An 18,006-nucleotide genomic window follows, 5' to 3' on the forward strand; every position below is an offset into this window, starting at 1 on the left:
ATCATGGCGCTCAGGATGACTGCACCGCACCTGACCCGGACACCTGACGGGGCCGCGCGCGACGACGTGGCCCCCGGGTCGGTGACGGGCGTGCCGGCCCGGCAGTCCGTGACGGTGGCGGCCGTCGTCGTCACCCGTGGACGCACCCCCTTCCTCCCGGCCACCCTCGACGCGGTGGCCGCGCAGGTCCGGGAACCCCAGGACGTCGTCGTCGTCGACGTCGACGCCGCCCCCTCCACCGGACAGCATCCCGACCTGCGCCTCGGGGACCGGCAGTACGTCGGGGCGTCCGGCTCGCGCACCCTCGGCGAGGCCGTCGACCGGGCCCTGACCGCGCTGGGTCTGGAGAGCACGACCTGGTTGTGGATCCTCCACGACGACTCGGCGCCGGCCCCCGACGCCCTGGCGGCCCTGCTGCGCGCCGTCGAGCACTCGTCGGCGGTCGCGGTCGCGGGCTGCAAGCAACGGCGGTGGCCCCTGGACGACGACGGCCAGCCGCTGCCCCCGGACCCCGACCGGCCCGGTGTCCTGGTCGAGGTCGGCTACACCGTCTCGCCGCTCGGCCGTCGGATGACCGGGATCGACGACTCGGAGATCGACCAGGGCCAGCACGACGCCCGCGAGGACGTCCTCGCCGTCGGCCTGGCCGGGGCGCTCGTGCGGCGGACGGTGTGGACCGACCTCGGTGGCACCGACCCGGAGCTCGGCCGGTTCGGCGACAGCCTCGATCTGTGCCGCCGCGCGCGACTCGCCGGGCACCGTGTCGTCGTGGTCCCGGACGCCGTCGTCCATCACGCACAGGCGTCGCTGCGCGGCCTGCGGGGGTCCCGCGGTCACCGGCACCGCGGACGCCGGTCCGCCTCCGCCTACGCGCGGCGGCGCAGCCAGCTGTACACCCGGCTCGTCGGTGTCCCCCTGCCGGTGCTCCCGCTGGCCATGGTCGCCATGATCGTGTGGGCGCCCGTCGCCGCGGCCTACCGGCTGGCCCTCACCCGTCCGGCGCAGGCGCGCGACGAGCTCGTCGCCCCGGTGGCGACGGTGCTGCGGCTGGTCCCGCTGATCAGGGGCAGGCGGCGTGCCGCCCGCACGCGCCGGATGCCGCGGCGGGTCCTGCGCCCGCTGCAGGCGGGCTGGCGCGACGTCGTCGCCCGCCGTCGGGACGCCCGTCTCACCCGGGCCGAGGCGCACCGGACCCGGCGGGCGGTCACCGACCTCGAACGTGCCGAGCTGACGGCCCTGGCCCGACGCCGCCGGACGGGCCTGTCGGTCGTGCTGGTGAGCACGGCACTGCTGGCCCTGGCCGCGTTCGGGTCCTGGCAGGGCGTGCTCGCCGACGGCGGGCGCGTCGTCGGGGGTGCGCTGCTCCCCGCCCCCGCCGCCCTGGGCGAGGTGGCCGACGCGGCGACCTCCGGATGGGTGCAGGACGGTCTCGGCACCGGGGCCCCGGCGGACCCGTGGCTGGCGGTGCTGGTGATCCTCACCGCCCTGGTCGGCGGTGCCGCACAGACGGCGGTCAACGCGCTCGTCCTGGCGGCGCTGCCGTTGGCCGCGCTCGGCGCCTGGTTCGGGTCCGGAGCGGTCAGCCGGTCTGTGTGGGCGCGGGTCGCGGCGGCGCTCGTGTGGACGGCATGGCCCGGTTTCCTCGAGTCCCTCACCACGGGTCGTCTCGGCGCGGTGCTCGCCCACCTGGCCCTGCCGTGGCTGCTCCTGGCGGTGCTGCGTGCGCTCGGCCGCCAGGCCCGCGACGACGTCGGCCCCCCGGCGGCGCCCCGGGGGTCGCTCGGTGCGGCCGCGGCGGCCGGCCTGCTGCTGGGCGTCGTCGTCGCCGGTGCCCCGGCGCTCGCCGCGGTCGCCCTGCTCACCGGCGTGGTGGGACTGGTCGTCGCCCGGACGCACTGGCGTCGCGTCCTGGTCGTGCTGCTCCCCACGGTCGTCCTCGCGCTGCCCTTCTGGTGGCACGCCGTCGCCACCTGGACCACCGGCGGATGGCGTCCGCTGCTGGCCTCCGTCGGGACGCCGACGCCTGCCGGGGCCGTCGACGGTCTCACCCTGCTGCTGGGCCACCCGACCCCGCCGCAGCCGTGGGCGGCCGGGCTCGACCTGCCGTGGCAGCCCCTCCAGGAGGCCGGGCCGTGGGTGCTCGGGACCGGGCTCCTGGCGCTCGCGGCCGCCGGACTCCTCCGGGGTCGCCACCGCCGCGCGGCGCAGCTCGCCGTCGGTGTCGCCGTCCTCGGACTCCTGCTGGCCCTCGTCGCGAGCGGGACGGTCGTGGCCGCCGACGACGCGGGCGGCGCGGTGCACGGCTGGGCGGCGCCCGGACTCTCCGTGGTGCTGCTCGGGCTCGGGGTCGCCGCGCTGACCGCCGTCCCGGAGCCCGGGACCCGTCGTCCGGTGCGACTGCTCACGGGCACGCTGGCGGTCGTCGCCCTGCTCGTCCCGGTCCTCGGGCTCGGCGCCTGGTGGTACGACGACGCCCGGGGCGCCGCCGTCGGCGAGCTGCGGGCCGCCGCCGGGGTGGTCCCGGCGGTCGGGCAGGAGCTCCAGGCCGCCCCCCGGTCGGCACGCGTCCTGCAGGTCGACCGGGTCGACGGGGTGGTGGAGTCCACGCTGCTCCGTCGCGACGGCTCGAGCATGCTCGACTCCTCGGTCGTCGTGCGGGCCCGTGAGGCCGGTCTCGTGCCGGGTCGGGAGCGGCCGGACGTCGCCGCGCTCGACACGCTCACCGCCCAGGTGGCCGCGGGCCGGAGCCCCGAGCTGGCGGACCGGTTGTCCGCTCTCGGTGTGGGCGCCGTCCAGGTGCCTCCCGACGGCGACCCCGAGCTCGTCACGACCCTCGACCTCGTGCCCGGTCTGAGCCGGGTGACGGAGAGCTCCGTGCTCCTGTGGCGCGTCGACCCCGCGGGGCCGCGCCCCGCCTGGGCCACCGTGCTGCGCACGGCCCCGGAGGACGGACGGGCCTCTGCCCCCGTGCGCACCCTCGACAGCGACGGCCGCACCGTGGACGACGTCGTGGGGACCGGCGACCCGGACCGCGTCCTGGTCCTCGCGGAGTCCGCCGGTGCCGGATGGCGCGCGGACGTCGACGGGCGGCGGCTGCCGGCGACCGAGGTCGACGGTCGGCAGGCCTTCGTGCTCGGGGCGGACGCCGGTGAGGTCCACGTCGGGTACGCCGCGCCGTCACGGCCGCCCTGGTTCGCGCTGTGCGGCCTGGTGCTGGTGGTCTACGTGCTGCTGGCCCTGCCGCTGTCCCGGCGGAGGAACCGATGAGGGCCGCCCCGACCCTGCGCCGCGCGGGCCTGGTCGTCTCCGGCACGCTCGTCGCCGCAGCGCTCGTCGCGACCGCGGCGGTCGGCGAGCAGTGGACGCAGCGGTGGACGGCCGCGGACGAGGTCGCGGTCGCCGCGGCCACGCGGCAGGTCGAGGTGCGGCCGCCGACGTCCGTGGCCGTGTGTCCGCGCCCGGTGCGCCTGCCCGCCGGCTCCGACGTGGGGGACGACCAGTTCGGGGCCGCCCCGGTCGAGAGCCGCTCGGCCGTGGCGGCCGCCGTCGAGGGTGCGGCCGGGACGCCGCTCCTCGCGCGTCTCGACGGCACGCGGGCACGGGGGATCACGGCGGGTCCGGCGGTGGACGTGCTGTCCGAGCAGGTCCGGGGCGTCCGGGTGCTCCGGGCCGAGCCGCGGGCCGGTGCCCCGCTGCGCGTCGCGGCAGCCCTCGCGGGGAGCACCGCCGCGGGCGACCTGCGGGGGCTTGCGGCCGCGTCGTGCCGCGCTCCGGCGACGGACCACTGGCTGGTCGGCGGCGGCAGCGAGGTCGGCCGGACCGCACTGCTCACGGTGCAGAACCCGAGTGTGGAGCCGGCCGCCGTGAGCCTGGAGGTGTACGGGCCGAACGGCCCGGTGTCGATCGGCGGTCAGGGTGCGTTCACGGTGGCGCCGGGGGAGCAGGAGGTGCTCCGGCTCGACTCGCTCGCCCCCGAGCAGCGCCGCCTCGCGGTCCACGTCCGTGCCACCGGCGCCCGGGTGACGGCCTCGTGGCAGACCCAGGGCATCGACGGGCTCGTGCCGACCGGTGTCGACCTGCTGGAGCCGGGCGACCCGCCGGCCCGGGTGATGGTGGCCAGCGGGGTGGTCGGCCGGGGCGAGGCTCCTGACGCGCCGCAGGCGGCTGCGCTGTGGCTCCTGGCCCCCGACGGCCGGCCCGGTGTCGCCCGGGTCAGCGTGTACGGGCCGGAGGGCCGGGTGACGCTGCGCGGCGCCGAGGTCGTCGACCTGGCCGTGGGCGCGGTGACGTCGGTGCCGTTGGGAGGCCTCGAGCCCGGGACGTACACGGTCGTCGTCGACGCCGACGTCCCGGTGGTCGGGGCGGCCCGCTTCGCGCTGCCCGGGGAGCAGCCGGAGGACTCGGTCGTGGACGGCACCCCTTACGACGTGGCGTGGAACGCGGGGCGGTCGTTGCCGGCGGGACCCGTCGACGCGGGGCAGGTCGGCCTCCCGGCCGTGGCACAGGGTGCGACGGTGGTGCTGTCCGCCGTCCCGGCGGACCGTTCCCCGGACGTGGATCCCTCGGGAGTCGTGCCCGTGCGCCTGCGGGGTGTGGCGGCCGACGGGAGCCTGACCGGCGAGGAACAGGTCGAGGTCCCGGTCGGGGGGACCGTCGAGGTCGCCGCGGACGACGTGGCCGCCGAGGTCGCGGTCGTCGTCGACCCCGCGTCGTCCGACGACGGCGCGGCCCCCGCCGCGCGGGTGGTCTGGTCCGTGCGCCTCACGGCGTCCGACGGGACCGGCACGGACGGCTCGCTGGTGGCCACCCTCGACCCGACGCCGTCCGCCGAGACGGACGGCCTGGAGGAGGTCCGCCGCGTCGACGTGCCGTGACGACCGGTGCGGGTCAGCGCTCGCCGAACCGCGGGTCGATCTCCTCCGGCGTCCGCGCCAGCAGGTGCGCCACCTGCTCCACGACGACGTCGTGCACCAGCTCGGCGAGGTCCTCGGGGTCCGTCGAGCGGGTCTCCACCGGCCGGCGGTAGATCACGATCCGTGCCGGCCGGCCCGACGTCGCGGGGAAGACCCGCCCGAGCGGCACGCCGGACGACTCCCAGGGAGCGGGGTCGGAGGGCGGCACGTCCTCGACGCCGAGCTCCGCACCGGCCACGGCCGGCCACCGGCGCTCGATGGACTCGAGCGACGCGAGGACGGCGTCGTCGAACCGCTCGGCGCGGGAGCGGTGGGCGGGCAGGTCGGCGGGTATCAGAGGACCCCGTGGTCCCCGCCCTCGCCGGTCCCGGCGACGCGGTCCTGACCCCGGTGCGGTGAGGTTCACGCTCCGAGACTATCGACCGACGGCGCGCCTGGAGCGCAGGTCCGTGCGCGGCACGTATTCTCCGTGGGTGAGATCGGTGAGGCAGTGCTCGCGGACAGCATGCACGCAGGCGGCGGTGGCGACCCTCACCTACGTGTACGCGGACTCGACCGCGGTGCTGGGGCCGCTCGCGCAGCGTGCCGAACCGCACAGCTACGACCTGTGCGCCCAGCACGCGGAGCGCCTCACCGCGCCGCGCGGGTGGGAGGTCGTACGGCTGCAGCCCGAGTTCCACACGCCGGCCCCCTCCAAGGACGACCTCTCGGCGCTGGCCGAGGCCGTGCGGGAGGCCGGACGGGGCGGCCGGGCCACCCGGACGCCGGTGTCCGCGGAGCCGGCGACCGTGACCGAGACGGCGCGCCGTGGCCACCTCCGGGTGCTCCGGGCGGAGTCCGACGGCGGGCCGGCCGCGGGCGTCTGAGCCGGTCAGGGCACCCAGGCGCAGACGACGTGCCCCGCCCCGGCCACCGAGAGGGTCCCGGCGTCGTGGGGGACGAAGACCGACGCCCCGTGGGACAGCCGGAGCGGCTCCGCTCCGGAACCGCCGGCGGTGAGCTCCACCGAACCGTCCAGGCAGAGCACGATCCGCGGGCCCGAGGCCGGGAGGTCGACCGCCTCGGAGGGGTCGACGTCCGCCGTCGTCAGGGCGAACTCCGGCACCGGTGCGCGATAGGTCACCACCTGTCCCCGGCCGCCCGACGTGGTGATCTCCGGGGTCGCGGGGCGGCGCGGCGCGAACGACGCGCACTCCAGCAACGCCTCGACGTCCACGTGCTTGCTGGTCAGCCCGGCGCGGAGCACGTTGTCGCTGGACGCCATCACCTCCACCGCCACGCCGGACAGGTAGGCGTGCACCTCGCCCGGAGGCAGGTAGAGCGCCTCACCGGGGTCGAGCGTCACCCGGTTGAGCAGCAGGGAGGCGATCACCCCGGGATCGCCCGGGTGCTCCGCGGAGAGCGCCACCACGGTCGCGTCGGCACGCTCCGACGGTGACCCGGCCTCCAGGCGGGCGCGGACCGCCGCGACGGTCTCGTCCACGGCCTGACGGCAGGACGCCGCGCCGCGGCTCGAGAGCAGGGCCGAGAAGGCCGCCCGCACACCGGTCGCCGACCGGTCGGCACGGAGCGCCGACCGGACCTCCGCCACGAGCGGGCCCGGGAGACCCTCCAGGAGCGCCAGGGTGCTGCGTGGGGTACGGAACCCTGCGAGGCCGTCGAACTCCGTGAGCGCCACGACCATCTCCGGCTTGTGCTGGTCGTCGTGGAAGGAGCGTTCGGGGGCGTCGACCGGGATCCCGAGACGGTTCTCCCGGTGGAACCCGGCCCGGGCCAGGTGCGGCCGCGGGTGGACCTGCAGGGAGAGCGACCTGTCGGCGGCGAGCACCTTGAGCAGGTAGGGCAGGCGCGGGCCGAAGCGGTCGGCGACCCGGTCGCCCAGGACGGCCGCGGGGTCGGCGCGCACGATCTCGTGCAGCGGGACCCCTGCCGACGTGCTGGGTGCGCTGCGGTGGGCGCCCAGCCAGAGCTCGGCGACGGGGAGGCCGTCGACCGGGAGGTCGAGCAACGTGGGGATGCGCGTCGGGGATCCCCAGTCGTAGCGCTGCACGGGGTTCGCGAGCGGGTGCAGCACGGTCACGGACCCACCCAACCACACTCGTCGTCGTGCCGGACGCCCGTCCTCCGCGCCGTAGGCTGGGCGGGTGACGACGGACCTGACGAAGATCGTGAAGGCCTACGACGTGCGGGGGCTGGTGCCTGCCGAGCTGTCGCCGCGGGTGGCGTGGGCCCTGGGGGTGGCCTTCGCCGAGGTCGTGGCGGTGCCCGACGGGGCGGCGCGGGTGGTGGTCGGCCGGGACATGCGGGACACCGGCCCCGCGCTGGCCCGGGAGTTCGCCGCGGGCGTGACGTCTCGCGGCGTGGACGTGGTCGACGTGGGTCTGTGCTCGACCGACGGGCTGTACTTCGCCTCGGGCAGTCTGCAGGCGCCGGGGGTGATGTTCACCGCCTCGCACAACCCGGCCGCGTACAACGGAATCAAGATGTGCCGGGCCGGGGCGCGGCCCGTGGGGCAGGACACCGGCCTCGCGCAGATCCGCGACCGGGCCCAGCAGATCCTCGACGGCGCCGAGCCGGAGGCCGCCGGCACGCCGGGCGAGGTCGTCGAGCAGGACGTCCTGGGCGACTACGCCGCCTTCCTGCGCTCGCTGGTCGACCTGTCCGGGATCCGGCCGCTGAAGGTCGTGGTCGACGCCGGCAACGGCATGGCCGGGCTGACGGTGCCCGCCGTCCTGGGCGACGCCGCCGGGCTCCCCGGCCTGCCGCTGGAGGTGGTGCCGCTGTACTTCGAGCTGGACGGCACGTTCCCGCACCACGAGGCCAACCCCCTGGAGCCGGCGAACCTGGCCGACCTGCAGCGCGCCGTGGTGGCTCACGGCGCCGACCTGGGCCTGGCCTTCGACGGGGACGCCGACCGCTGCTTCGTCGTCGACGAGACCGGCGCGGCCGTCTCCCCGAGCGCGATCACCGCCCTGGTCGGGATGCGCGAGATCGCCCGCGAGCAGGCCGCCGGACGGCCCGCGACGGTCATCGCCAACCTCATCACCTCCCGGGCGGTGACCGACCTGCTCGGCGAGAGCGCCACCGTGGTGCGCACCCGGGTGGGGCACTCCTTCATCAAGGAGACGATGGCCGAGCACTCGGCGATCTTCGGCGGCGAGCACTCCGCCCACTACTACTTCCGCGACTTCTGGTTCGCCGACACCGGCATGCTGGCCGCGCTGCACGTGCTGGCCGCGCTCGGCTCGCAGCCCCACCCCGCCAGCGCGCTGGCCGACATGTACACCCCCTACAGCGCGTCGGGGGAGATCAACTCGCGGGTCACCGATCCGGGTGCGACCACCGAGCGGGTGCGCGACGCCTACGAGCGCGCCTACCCCGAGGCCGTCGTGGACACCCTCGACGGCCTGACCGTCACCCACTGGGACGACCAGCACCCCAAGTGGTGGTTCAACCTGCGCGCGTCCAACACCGAACCCCTGCTGCGCCTCAACGTCGAGGCCGCCGACCACGACATCATGACCAAGCTTCGGGACGACGTCCTGTCCCTCGTGCACGAGGAGGCCCTGTGAACGACCAGACCCCGTGGATGGACCCGTGGGTGCGCAGCGTGCTGCGCTGTCCCGTGACCGGGGCCGAGCTCGTCGACGCCGTCGGTCCGGACGGCGCCCCGGAGCTGCGCTCGACCGACCCGGACCGCCCGCTGGCCTACCCCGTCCGCGCCGGCATCCCGGTCCTGCTGGAGAGCGAGGCGCGGCCCCTGACCCAGGGTTGAGCCCGCCCGATCTCAGGACGGGTCGATCGACCTGATCCACGCCGCCGGCAGGCTGCCGTGCGTCGTGGCTCGTCCCAACCAGGCGCGCATCTGGTCGGACTTGCCGGTGAGCGTCGCGGTCTTGCCGTTCGGCTGGGTCGCCCTCAGCGTGCGCACCTGACCGCTGGCCCATGTGCGCGTGACCTCGATCGTCGCGACGTTGTACAGCCCGAAGAGGTCGCGTGCCGCCTGCTGGGTCAGCGTGCGCGTCCACGAGGAGTACGAGTTGCCGGGGGCGCGGAGGCTGTAGGGGTCCTTCCGGCTGCGTTCGTACGGGATGACGGCTGACCAGACCTCCTCGGAGTTCGCCGTCCGGCCACCGCTCGACGAGAAGTAGTGCGCCACCACCGGGGCGCCCTGGTACCGCAGCACACGGGCCTCTCGGACTCCCCGGGTCGTCTTGTCGACGGCACGGACCCAGACCTTCCCGTAGTAGCCGTTGTTGCCCTCGTTCTCCTTCTTCCACCCGGTGAAGTTCTGGTCGCGGACGTCGTCGACGACGTGGCACCGGCAGATCTTCCGGCGGGTGTCATGGGCCATCGCGTAGGAACGAGCCGTCATGGCCTGGGCGCGCAGGGCACGCTTGCCTCCGGACAGACCCCAGGAGGAGGGCATCTCGGCCACTCCGTACAGGTACTCCGTGTTCAGCAGGAGGTCGTTCACGATGTTCGGAACGCCCCGTTTCGCCGTCAGGGTGAGTCGGCCGTGACGATAGGTCCCGTGTGCACCGGCGACGTCTGCGATCGCCGGAGCGCCGTCCTGCCTCCAGTAGGTCGTGCCCGACCAGTGGATCCGAAGCGGCCCTCCGGTGTAGCGCTTGCCGTCGACCGCCACCCGGATCTTGTTGTCGACCGTCGACGCCGTGAACGTCTCGGGGCCGGCACCCTTGGCCAGGGTCACGCCGCCGGGGCCGCGCAGCCGCCACGCCCCGCCGGTGACGGTGACCTTGGTGGACGACGCGTCGTCCCCGTAGCGGGGGTTGCCGTTCGGATCCGGCCCGAAGACCTGGACGCTGATCCGTGCTGGGGTGGTGGTGTACGGGGCACGCGCGCCGGCGTAGTAGTGCTTGAGGATCGCGACACCCGTCGCGCCCTCCCGAGCCATCTCGTAGGCGCCGTACTGCGGCATGCCGACACCGTGCCCGTACCCCGACCCTTCGATCGTGAACCGGTCGGGATAGTGCGACGCCTGAGCAGGGGCGGCGGCCACGACGCCTCCGCCGAGAGCCAGCAGGGCTGCCGTCACGGCTGCCAGGGTGCGGGCTCTCCAGCGAGTCCGCTGATCCGCGACGGAGAGCGCCCGTGGTTGCACGTCCTTGACCATGCTCCTCACCCCCACTTTCCACTGTGCCCCACCGGTCGGGCGTGAGCATCTCGTGGGCCTCCGGGAGCGGGAATGTCACCCCGGACGGCAGGGGCCGGCGTCGGGCGGTGCGCGGCTGCGACGGCTCGCGTGACGCTGGCCCGGCGTGGTCGGAGGCGTCGTGGCCATCGCATACGATGGTCCAGACCTATCACCGACCTCGTACGGAGGACCGCGTGAGGACTGCGCTGATCGGCTGGTCCGGCTTCGTCGGATCCAACATCGCAGCTGCTCGCTCGTTTGACGCGTTGTACAACACCTCGAACATCGACGAGATCAGGGGGCAGGAGTTCGACCTGGTGGTCTCGGCCGCCGCTCGAGCCGACTCGCACCGGATCAACGCCGACGGAGCGCGCGACCGGGCTGAGATCGACGACTACGTCGACCTCCTCGAGACGGTGAAGATCGGTCGGCTCGTGCTGGCCTCCACCGTGTGCATCTACCCGGGTGGCACGACCCCCGACGAGTCGACCCCGCTGTCCGAGGAGGGGCTCACCCCGTACGGCGCGAACCGCCTGCACATGGAGCGGCGGTTGAGCGATGCGTTCGACCTCCTGCCCGTCCGGCTCCCCCAGCTCTACGGCCGGGGGATCAAGAAGGGCATCGTCTACGACCTGATGAACGACTACCGCGTCGAGTTCATCCGCCCGGAAGGTCTCTTCCAGTACTACGACCTCCGGCGGCTGTGGTCCGACACGCAGCGGGCTCTCGATGCCGGGATCGACTCGCTCAACATCGCGACACCCGCGATCACCAGTGCGGACATCGCTCAGGAGGTCTTCGGCCGTGACATCTCCGGACAGGAGTTCGACACGCCCGAGAACCCGCTCTCGCGCATGTACACGCGTGACATGCGCACGGAGCACGCGTCCCTCTACGGGGGGCCCGACGGATATCTGATGAGCAGGCAGGAGTCTCTCGACGCGGTCCGCAGCTTCGTCGTCGAGGCTCGCGCGGGCAACGACGCCTGAAGAAGAGGAAAGCTGAGGAACGTCCCACCATGTACAAGTCCCACAACGTCTCCGCGATCGTGAACTGCGCCGGTCGGGGGGTGCGTTTCGGCGGCAACAAGCTGCTCGTGAAGATCAACGGCATCACGATCCTGGAGAAGACCGTCCGGGAGTTCGTCCACCCCGCGATCGACGAGATCATCGTCACCGTGAGCCCCGAGAACCGCGAGGTCTACCGTGAGATCCTGATCGACTCCGCGGGCCTTCCCGTCACGTTGGTCGACGGCGGCGAGGAACGGTTCATCTCCGCCAAGCTCGGTCTCGACGCGACCAGCGGTTCGATGATCGTGGTCCACGACGGCGTCCGGCCGTTCGTGAACGCCGAGCTCATCGAGCGTGCGCTGGATGCCGGCGTGCAGCATGGTGCGGCCATGCTGGGCACGCCGACGACCGTCCAGCTCAAGCTCGTCGACGACGATGAGTTCATCACGGGTTCCCTCGACCGGTCGCACTCCTGGCTCGGTCAGACGCCGCAGGTCTTCCGGCGGGAGCTGCTCGACAAGGCCTACACGACGGCGATCGAGAGCAACTACGCGCGTGTCAGCGACGACGCGGACCTGGTCGCCGAGTTCACCGGTCAGTCGGTCAAGATCGTCCGCGGCGAGGACTACAACATCAAGATCACGACGCGGACCGATCTGACCATCGCCGACCAGATCATGGCTCAGGCCGACTGGGAGTAGGCCGGTACCCGTCACGTCGAGAAGGACGATCATGACTGCTCCATCCGCGAAGAGACCCGAGGCTTCCGTGAACGACAAGCACGTCCCCCCGTTGCAGCTGCCCGAGCGGGCGAGGCTGCTCCACATCGGTCTGCCGAAGACAGGGACCACCGGGCTCCAGAACGCCGCCGCGGCGCTGCGCCCGCAGCTGCTCGAGCACGGTGTCCGCTACCCCGGGACGACCTTCAACCATCGGCGTGAGGTCTCGTCCTTCATGGGGCGGGGCTGGGGCTGGGGTGCCAAGCCGACGCTCGAGAACTGGACGCGGCTCATGGCCGAGGTCGAGGCCGACACGACCAACAAGATCTGGCTCGGCCACGAGTTCGCCTCCGAGGGTTCCGAGGAGACCGTCCGCCGGTTCCGGGAGGTGCTGGGGGAGCGCACGCACGTCGTGGTGACGCTGCGGCACTACGGTTCCATCCTTGCCTCCTCCTGGCAGCAGTACATGAAGATGGGCGACGTGGTCGACTTCGAGTCCTGGCTCGAGGCCGTCCTGGCCGATCCGCCGAACCGCAAGGTGACGAAGACCTTCCACACCCGGAACGACCAAGGCCTGGTCGTCTCCCGGTGGGCCGAGGTCTTCGGCCCGGAGAACGTCACGGCGGTGGTCATCGACAAGAAGACCCCCAACTTGTTGACGGACGCTTTCGAGGAGCTCCTGGGCCTGCCCCAGGCCTTCCTGCAGTCCGCCGAGCTCGACTCGTTCTCCAGCAACCGCGGCATGTCCGTCGAGGAGGCGGAGCTGCTGCGCGCGGTGAACGCCGAGTTCCGTCGACGCAAGCTGGGCTGGACCTCCTACGAACGGTGGATCCGCAACGGTGCCGCCGAACGCATGATGCGCGAGCGCACTCCCGGTGACCACGACACGAGCTTCGAGCTGCCCACGTGGGCCGCGAAGGTCGCGACCGAACGGGGCAATCGCTACGTCGACGAGATCGAGGCGACCGGCGTCCGGATCGTCGGCGACACCGATGCGCTGCGCGCCCCTGCCGCGGGTACCGACGCACCGACCTTCACGGTGGACAGCGTCCCGCTGGACGCGGCACGGGAGGGGATGCTCGGCGCGATCGACGCGAGCATCAAGTCGCAGCGACAGCTCGAGAAGGCGAAGAAGGCGTTGGCGGCCGCGGAGGCGTCCCGCGACGATCTCGTCAGGGGCACGATCGACGGGATGCCCGCCTCGCTGCTGGCGCGCGAGCTGGCTCGTCGCGTGCGTGCCAGGGCGGACCGGGCGATCCGCCACCGCTAGACCGTCGGCGCGGGTCCGCGCCGCCCGTCCGGCGGCGCGGACCCGAGCTCAGGCGGTCCGGCGGACGACGAGCGCCCCCTTGGCGTTGCGTCGGACCTGCGTGGACGCGTCGAGCACGGTGACGGAATCCTCGGGCACGGAATCCGCGATCTCCCGGCCGACCCGCACCGGCTCGCCCTCGAGTGCTCCCCAGACGGGACGCACCACCAGGTGCCATGTGCCCCGATGGTCCGTCAGTGCCTCGGAGTTCACGGTGACCGCGATGCTCAACGTGCCAGGGGTGCTGCTACCGAGCACCTCCACCGGCAGCACGATCGCTTCCCCCAGTGCCCTGGCTGCGCGCTCCAGCGTGGCGACGACCCGGTCCGGCGTCGTCCGGATCTTCCAACCTGCGACGTCCGCCCGGACGACCACCGCCCCGTGCGAGGTCTCGATGCCGTTCAGGACGGCCGTCGAGGTGGCGCGCGGGGCGAGACGCCACTCGAGCGGGATTCGTTCCGCCAGCCCGTCCCCGAGGCCGACCACGACCCGGTCCTCCTCGATGACGTAGCGGAGTCGGCGGACGTCGCCGCGGACCTGGCGCGCCACGGCGATCGCGTCGTCGACGTGGCCGGCGAACAGCAGCTCGAGCGGCAGGCTCAGGTGCGTCGGGAGATGCGCGCGCGAGCCGTCGCTCCACAGCGGGCCGAAGGTCTCGCGGACACGTGCGGCGTTCTCCGCCCTGCGCTCGTCGTCGGTCTCGAGGGCGAGGTTCCGGAGCATCCCGTGGTAGACGTACCGGTACACCCGCCGCATGAGGGCTTCACGGCGCGGGCCCGGTTCGACGTGCTTCTCGATCAGTGCGGCCAGTCGCGATGCCTTGACGTAGATCCCCTCGAAGCCCGCCCCTGACTTCGACATGTGCTCGGTGGTGTCGGTGCGCTGTCGCCACTGGTAATAGGCGTCGTCGGCCAGGATGGAGATCTTCCGAGCGGTCAGTTCCGCCTCGGCGACGAAGATCACGTCCTCACCCACCGACATGTCCTCGTGGAACCGCAGCTGGATAGTCTCGAGGTGCTCGCGGCGGAAGAGCTTGTGGGGCGTCATCGCGTGGAACAGGTGGTCCCGGGCGAGGTCGGCGTCCAGGACGGTGCGCTGGAACGTCTTGGACGGCTGTCCGTGCCCGTTGATGCCCTGGATCTTGCCCAGCACGACGTCGCTGCCCGTTGAGTCGGCCGTGTCGACGAGACGCTCCAGCGCCCAGGGAGTCAGCATGTCGTCCGCGTCGAGACAGAAAATGTACCGTCCGGTGGCCCGGTCCAGCGCCACGTTGCGCGGTCGGGACGCAGATCCTGAGTTCGGCTGCGAGACGACACGCATCCGGGGGTGTTCCGGTGCCAGCTTCTCAAGGCGCAGGAGCGTGTCGTCGGTGGAGCCGTCGTCGACCACCAGGATCTCGACGCGCTCGGACGGGAGCGTCTGCGCGAAGACCGAGCGGATGCACTCCTCGATGTAGTCCTCGACGTTGTAGGCAGGGATGATCACGGTGACGTCCGCCGGCGTGGCCGCGTTGTCAGGAGCCGTCTCGGGGGCCGACGCCGGTCCCACCGGTGGCGGGATCTCCCACCCTTGTGCCGTCGGTCCGTTCGAGAGCCGCGGCCGGACGGTCCAGCGTCCTCGGACCGGGGTCGGGACCTGGAGTTGCAGCTCCGTCCCGCTGTGTGTTCCCTCGAGCGTGACGGTTCCGGGTCGGGTCACGACCCGGCCGTACCGGCGCAGGACAGCGCTGCGGACCGACCGGCGTGATCCACGCACCGGCTCGATGCTGACGGTCCCCGTCAGACGGGTCGCCGCGTCGACGTGGAGTCCGGAGAGCGGGACACGGATCGTGTGGTCCTGCCGTACCCCGTCGCGGGCCGAGACGATGCTCGATCGCGACCAGTCGGGCTCGATATCGTCGAGCAGCGACCGGTCGGCCTGCTCCACCACCAGCTGCAGCTGTCCCTCGGGCGGCGAGGATCGGGCGACCATGGTGCGGCCGCCGACGAGTGCCGGCCGCGCGGGCAGAGCCGCGAGCACCGGACCACGCGTCGTGAAACCGAACCCCATGCTCTCGGCGACGAGGCCCCACCGGCCCCGAGGCAGCGGCCGACCGTCCGCGAGGCGAAGAGGGGCCAGGTCGGCCGTCGTCGAGATGGCGACGCCGATGTCCGTGGGGTCGGCGGGGGCTGCCCCGGCGACCGGCGGGACCATGGGTTCGTGGACGACGACGCTCCGAGACACGACCGGCCACTCAAGGCGCTTGCCGAGGTGGCGCACCGCGAGCTTCGTGGTGGCGGCGTCGACAGCATCGGTGACGTCGAGCATCTCCCCGGGAACGTCCTCGAAGGACGACGGCAGGACGCGGTACAGCCGACCGGCCGTCGAGTGCAACGCGAGCGGAGCGCCGTCCGGTCCGGACCATCGAGTGGTGGCGCGGAGGCGGAGCGCCGCCCCGTCCCACCAGGCAGCGTCGACGGTCGTGGACGCTGTCCTGCCCGCGTCCAGCCGCGCGAGCTCCTGCAGCAGGGGAGTGCGGTGCTCGCGCAGCAGCCAGGCCCACAGCCTCAGCGGTCCGGGCAGGCTGGCGTCCTGATCAGGTGAGACGTGAGCCGTCACCACCTCGTGAGCCCGGGCGACGACGTGCTCCCTGCGCCCCGGGTGCTGACCGGAGCACATGTACTCAGCGACCGGCGCGACGACCCGGAGGTGGTGGTCACGGGCGATCCCTTCCTCCGGGGCGCCGGCCGCACCGAGACGGGACTCCAGCGCGTCCCAGTAGGAGCTCTCCCACAGGCGCGGGAGCTCGCGGACATCGAACGACGGGTCGACCCGGGGCACTTCGCTCACAGGTGGATCATAGGTGTCCGGGTACCGTCAGGCCTTCTTCGCGTCGGAACGCCGCGAGCGGCCCTCCTCGAACGCCGCGATGGCGTGGTCTGTCACGGAGGGGTCCACCGTCGGGGCAACACCGCGATCGACGGCGTCGCGGCGGGCACGCTCGAAGACGACGTCGTAGAGCTCGGCCACGCGTCGGTTGTCGCGGCGGAGCCCGTCCACCTCCCGGCGGAGCGCCTGGAGCTCGCGCTCGTAGGCGACGAAACGGAGCGGCCCCTCGGCGTGGTCCGCGTTGAGGTCACTCAGGGCCTCGAGGTTCCGCACGGTGCGTGGGGCGATGCGGCGTGCGGTCTTGGCGACGTAGCTCTTCAGCGACATGGTTCTGATTCCTGCCTTCGGTGGGTCCGCGGTCACCGCATGATCAGCGTGGTCAGGGACTCGCGTCGCCCGACTGACGTGCGCTGGTGACCGCTGCTGAGCGTGTGCATGGTGAGGTTGAAGCGCCGCAGCTGCGCACGGAGCACGCTGCCCCGCAAACCCCAGGTCTCCGGGTTCTGCGGGTCGCGCAGGGGAAGGTCGTTACAGATTGTGGCGAAGCAGAAGGTCTGCTCGTCGAGCCCTCCGACGAACAGCGTCTGGAAGAGGTCCGACCTGCCCAGCTCGGGCATCTCGTGCAGCAGATGGTGCGCGAAGAAGTACGGCTGTCGCCCGTGCTCGATGAGGTCGAGCGTCAGCTCGAGCAGCATGTGCCGGTCGTTGAAGTTGCAGAATCGGTACTCGACGTTGTCCGGGCGTGTCTGGTTGGCCAGGCGCAGCGCCTCGTAGCTGTAGTCCAGACCGAGCACCTCGTGACCACCCGCCGCGATGCGTTCGGTGAGCCGCCCGTCGCCGCACCCGAGGTCGATCACGAACGCGTCGTCCGGGATCAGCGCCAAGAACTGGTCGACCTGCAGCTCGCCCTCGACCGCTTCCTGTGGGCGGGTGGCGTACTTCTCGTAGTGCTTCTCCCAGTAGACCCTTTGTCGGTTGAAGACACCGAAGTGGTTGTCGAAACGTCTCCGGGTCGATCGGGGCGAGACGAACACGAACGAGGGGTCCGGGATACGCCATGACGGCCCGTAGGCGAACTCGAGCCAGGCCTCGGGCTTCGCCGGGGCGGGGAGGTCGACGCCGTCGATCCGCATGGTCGAGACGGGAACGAGCGTCTCGCGCGGGAGGTCGCCTCGGAGCGCGAAGGGCTGGTTGTAGAGGCCGTCCTCGGTGTGGTAACCAGTGAAGATGTCGACGTAGTGGTCGGTCTCGCCGTTCTCGGTGAAGAACGTGACCTGCAGTTGCGCCAGGCTCAGGACGATCGCGGTGTACCCGGCGTCCGCGAGCCTCCGTTGGAGGTCGTAGCTGATGCGGCCCGCGTCCCAGTCGGTCCGTGCCTCGGACAGAAAAGCGAAGTCGATGTCGTCGTCGTGGGGGAGCATGCCCCCGTTGCGCATCGCGCCGAGCAGGCTTCCGCCGACCATGTAGATGGGGTAGCCCCAGGCCTCCATGTCGTCGGCCAGCTTGCGGGCGTTGACCAGGAGACGGTCCCGGACGCCGTCGGAACCCTCGAGCACGGGGCCCAGCCGGTTCCACTTGTTCATCGCGAGCCGACGACCCTGCGCGTCCTGCACCGTGACCCGAGGCGTGTCCGAGCTGCGGCCGAAGGAGACCTCCCCGGAACCGAGGATCGTGTCGTCGGCCGAGCGGCGCACCGTCAGCGTCGTCCGACCACGGAGGTAGGGGCGCAGGGCATCCGGCCAGGCGAGTCGTCGGCCGAGCGGATGGCGCGTGTGACCCGGAAGCTTCGTGGACCACACCCGCTGTCCGTCGAAGAGCACGTCGACCGTCTCGGCGGGCTGGTCGGCGGGAACGCGAACACGCATGCCCAGGCGGGAAGCGGTCACGGAGCTCATCGCAGGAGGGGCCCTTCATCGGCGACAGTGGCAGGTCGCGAGTCTACGGGACGTTGTCGACGGTGTTCGACAGGGTTGATTCCACGACCTGCGTGCGCCCGCTACTGTGGGCGCGCCCAGCGAACCGCCTGACG

The 18,006-nt window shown here is 72.6% G+C and carries 14 protein-coding genes; 8 read left to right on the forward strand and 6 right to left on the reverse strand.

What is annotated here, in order from left to right; all coding sequences use genetic code 11:
* The first annotated feature begins 15 nt into the window (after positions 1-15).
* Complete coding sequence (locus tag Q6349_RS05975; protein WP_304603301.1) at positions 16-3,267, forward strand: glycosyltransferase; 3,252 nt, start codon at positions 16-18, stop codon at positions 3,265-3,267.
* Positions 3,264-4,874 carry a DUF5719 family protein gene (locus tag Q6349_RS05980; RefSeq protein ID WP_304603302.1) on the forward strand — a complete coding sequence of 537 codons (1,611 nt, stop codon included), beginning with the start codon at positions 3,264-3,266 and terminating at the stop codon, positions 4,872-4,874. The genes Q6349_RS05975 and Q6349_RS05980 overlap by 4 nt, the downstream gene beginning before the upstream one ends.
* Positions 4,875-4,887: 13 nt before the next feature.
* On the opposite strand, the gene Q6349_RS05985 is transcribed toward Q6349_RS05980, so the two are convergent.
* Positions 4,888-5,319: a metallopeptidase family protein gene (locus Q6349_RS05985; RefSeq protein ID WP_304603303.1), complete on the reverse strand. Its 432-nt coding sequence runs from the start codon at positions 5,317-5,319 to the stop codon at positions 4,888-4,890.
* A gap of 67 nt (positions 5,320-5,386) precedes the next feature.
* Here Q6349_RS05985 and Q6349_RS05990 point away from each other — a divergent pair, with 67 nt between their 5' ends.
* Positions 5,387-5,779: a DUF3499 domain-containing protein gene (locus tag Q6349_RS05990; RefSeq protein ID WP_171247672.1), complete on the forward strand. Its 393-nt coding sequence runs from the start codon at positions 5,387-5,389 to the stop codon at positions 5,777-5,779.
* Positions 5,780-5,784: 5 nt separating this feature from the next.
* Here the strand turns inward: Q6349_RS05990 and manA are convergent, their stop codons facing one another.
* The gene (gene manA / locus Q6349_RS05995) at positions 5,785-6,993 is read right to left on the reverse strand and encodes a mannose-6-phosphate isomerase, class I (RefSeq protein ID WP_304603304.1); all 1,209 of its coding nucleotides are present in this window, start codon (positions 6,991-6,993) and stop codon (positions 5,785-5,787) included.
* A 64-nt stretch (positions 6,994-7,057) separates the two neighbouring features.
* Here manA and Q6349_RS06000 point away from each other — a divergent pair, with 64 nt between their 5' ends.
* On the forward strand, positions 7,058-8,485 hold the full coding sequence (locus Q6349_RS06000; RefSeq protein WP_304603305.1) for a phosphomannomutase/phosphoglucomutase: 1,428 nt from the start codon (positions 7,058-7,060) through the stop codon (positions 8,483-8,485).
* Between the two features lie 17 nt (positions 8,486-8,502).
* Positions 8,503-8,688 (forward strand): Trm112 family protein, encoded by a 186-nt coding sequence (locus Q6349_RS06005; RefSeq protein ID WP_304603786.1) that lies wholly within the window; start codon positions 8,503-8,505, stop codon positions 8,686-8,688.
* Positions 8,689-8,700: 12 nt separating this feature from the next.
* Here Q6349_RS06005 and Q6349_RS06010 read toward each other — a convergent pair whose 3' ends face one another.
* Positions 8,701-9,972: a SpoIID/LytB domain-containing protein gene (locus Q6349_RS06010; protein ID WP_304603306.1), complete on the reverse strand. Its 1,272-nt coding sequence runs from the start codon at positions 9,970-9,972 to the stop codon at positions 8,701-8,703.
* Between the two features lie 293 nt (positions 9,973-10,265).
* On the opposite strand from Q6349_RS06010, the gene Q6349_RS06015 reads away from it, so the two are divergent.
* The 3 genes from Q6349_RS06015 to Q6349_RS06025 all read left to right on the forward strand — a co-directional run bounded on the left by Q6349_RS06015 (position 10,266) and on the right by Q6349_RS06025 (position 13,070).
* Entirely contained in the window at positions 10,266-11,060 is a 795-nt protein-coding gene (locus tag Q6349_RS06015) for an NAD-dependent epimerase/dehydratase family protein (protein WP_304603307.1), read from the forward strand.
* Positions 11,061-11,089: 29 nt separating this feature from the next.
* Entirely contained in the window at positions 11,090-11,782 is a 693-nt protein-coding gene (locus Q6349_RS06020; protein ID WP_304603308.1) for a 2-C-methyl-D-erythritol 4-phosphate cytidylyltransferase, read from the forward strand.
* Positions 11,783-11,849: 67 nt separating this feature from the next.
* Positions 11,850-13,070 (forward strand): hypothetical protein, encoded by a 1,221-nt coding sequence (locus tag Q6349_RS06025; protein ID WP_304603309.1) that lies wholly within the window; start codon positions 11,850-11,852, stop codon positions 13,068-13,070.
* Between the two features lie 48 nt (positions 13,071-13,118).
* Here the strand turns inward: Q6349_RS06025 and Q6349_RS06030 are convergent, their stop codons facing one another.
* Genes Q6349_RS06030 through Q6349_RS06040 form a run of 3 tightly spaced genes read right to left on the reverse strand, consistent with a single transcriptional unit; the run spans position 13,119 to position 17,863 of the window.
* Positions 13,119-15,938 carry a glycosyltransferase family 2 protein gene (locus tag Q6349_RS06030; protein ID WP_304603310.1) on the reverse strand — a complete coding sequence of 940 codons (2,820 nt, stop codon included), beginning with the start codon at positions 15,936-15,938 and terminating at the stop codon, positions 13,119-13,121.
* A 27-nt stretch (positions 15,939-15,965) separates the two neighbouring features.
* Entirely contained in the window at positions 15,966-16,304 is a 339-nt protein-coding gene (locus Q6349_RS06035; protein WP_304603311.1) for a hypothetical protein, read from the reverse strand.
* A gap of 32 nt (positions 16,305-16,336) precedes the next feature.
* On the reverse strand, positions 16,337-17,863 hold the full coding sequence (locus Q6349_RS06040) for a LicD family protein (RefSeq protein WP_304603312.1): 1,527 nt from the start codon (positions 17,861-17,863) through the stop codon (positions 16,337-16,339).
* Between the last annotated feature and the right edge of the window lie 143 nt (positions 17,864-18,006).

The organism is Isoptericola sp. 178 (genome assembly GCF_030586525.1).
Taxonomy (GTDB): domain Bacteria; phylum Actinomycetota; class Actinomycetes; order Actinomycetales; family Cellulomonadaceae; genus Isoptericola; species Isoptericola sediminis.

What these genes read in the sequence shown, in the direction of transcription:
- Q6349_RS06005 (WP_304603786.1), top strand. Translation starts at nt 8,503, where the DNA reads ATGGACCCGTGGGTGCGCAGCGTGCTGCGCTGTCCCGTGACCGGGGCC.
- Q6349_RS06020 (WP_304603308.1), top strand. Translation starts at nt 11,090, where the DNA reads ATGTACAAGTCCCACAACGTCTCCGCGATCGTGAACTGCGCCGGTCGG.
- Q6349_RS05980 (WP_304603302.1), top strand. Translation starts at nt 3,264, where the DNA reads ATGAGGGCCGCCCCGACCCTGCGCCGCGCGGGCCTGGTCGTCTCCGGC.
- Q6349_RS05975 (WP_304603301.1), top strand. Translation starts at nt 16, where the DNA reads ATGACTGCACCGCACCTGACCCGGACACCTGACGGGGCCGCGCGCGAC.
- Q6349_RS06035 (WP_304603311.1), bottom strand. Translation starts at nt 16,304, where the DNA reads ATGTCGCTGAAGAGCTACGTCGCCAAGACCGCACGCCGCATCGCCCCA.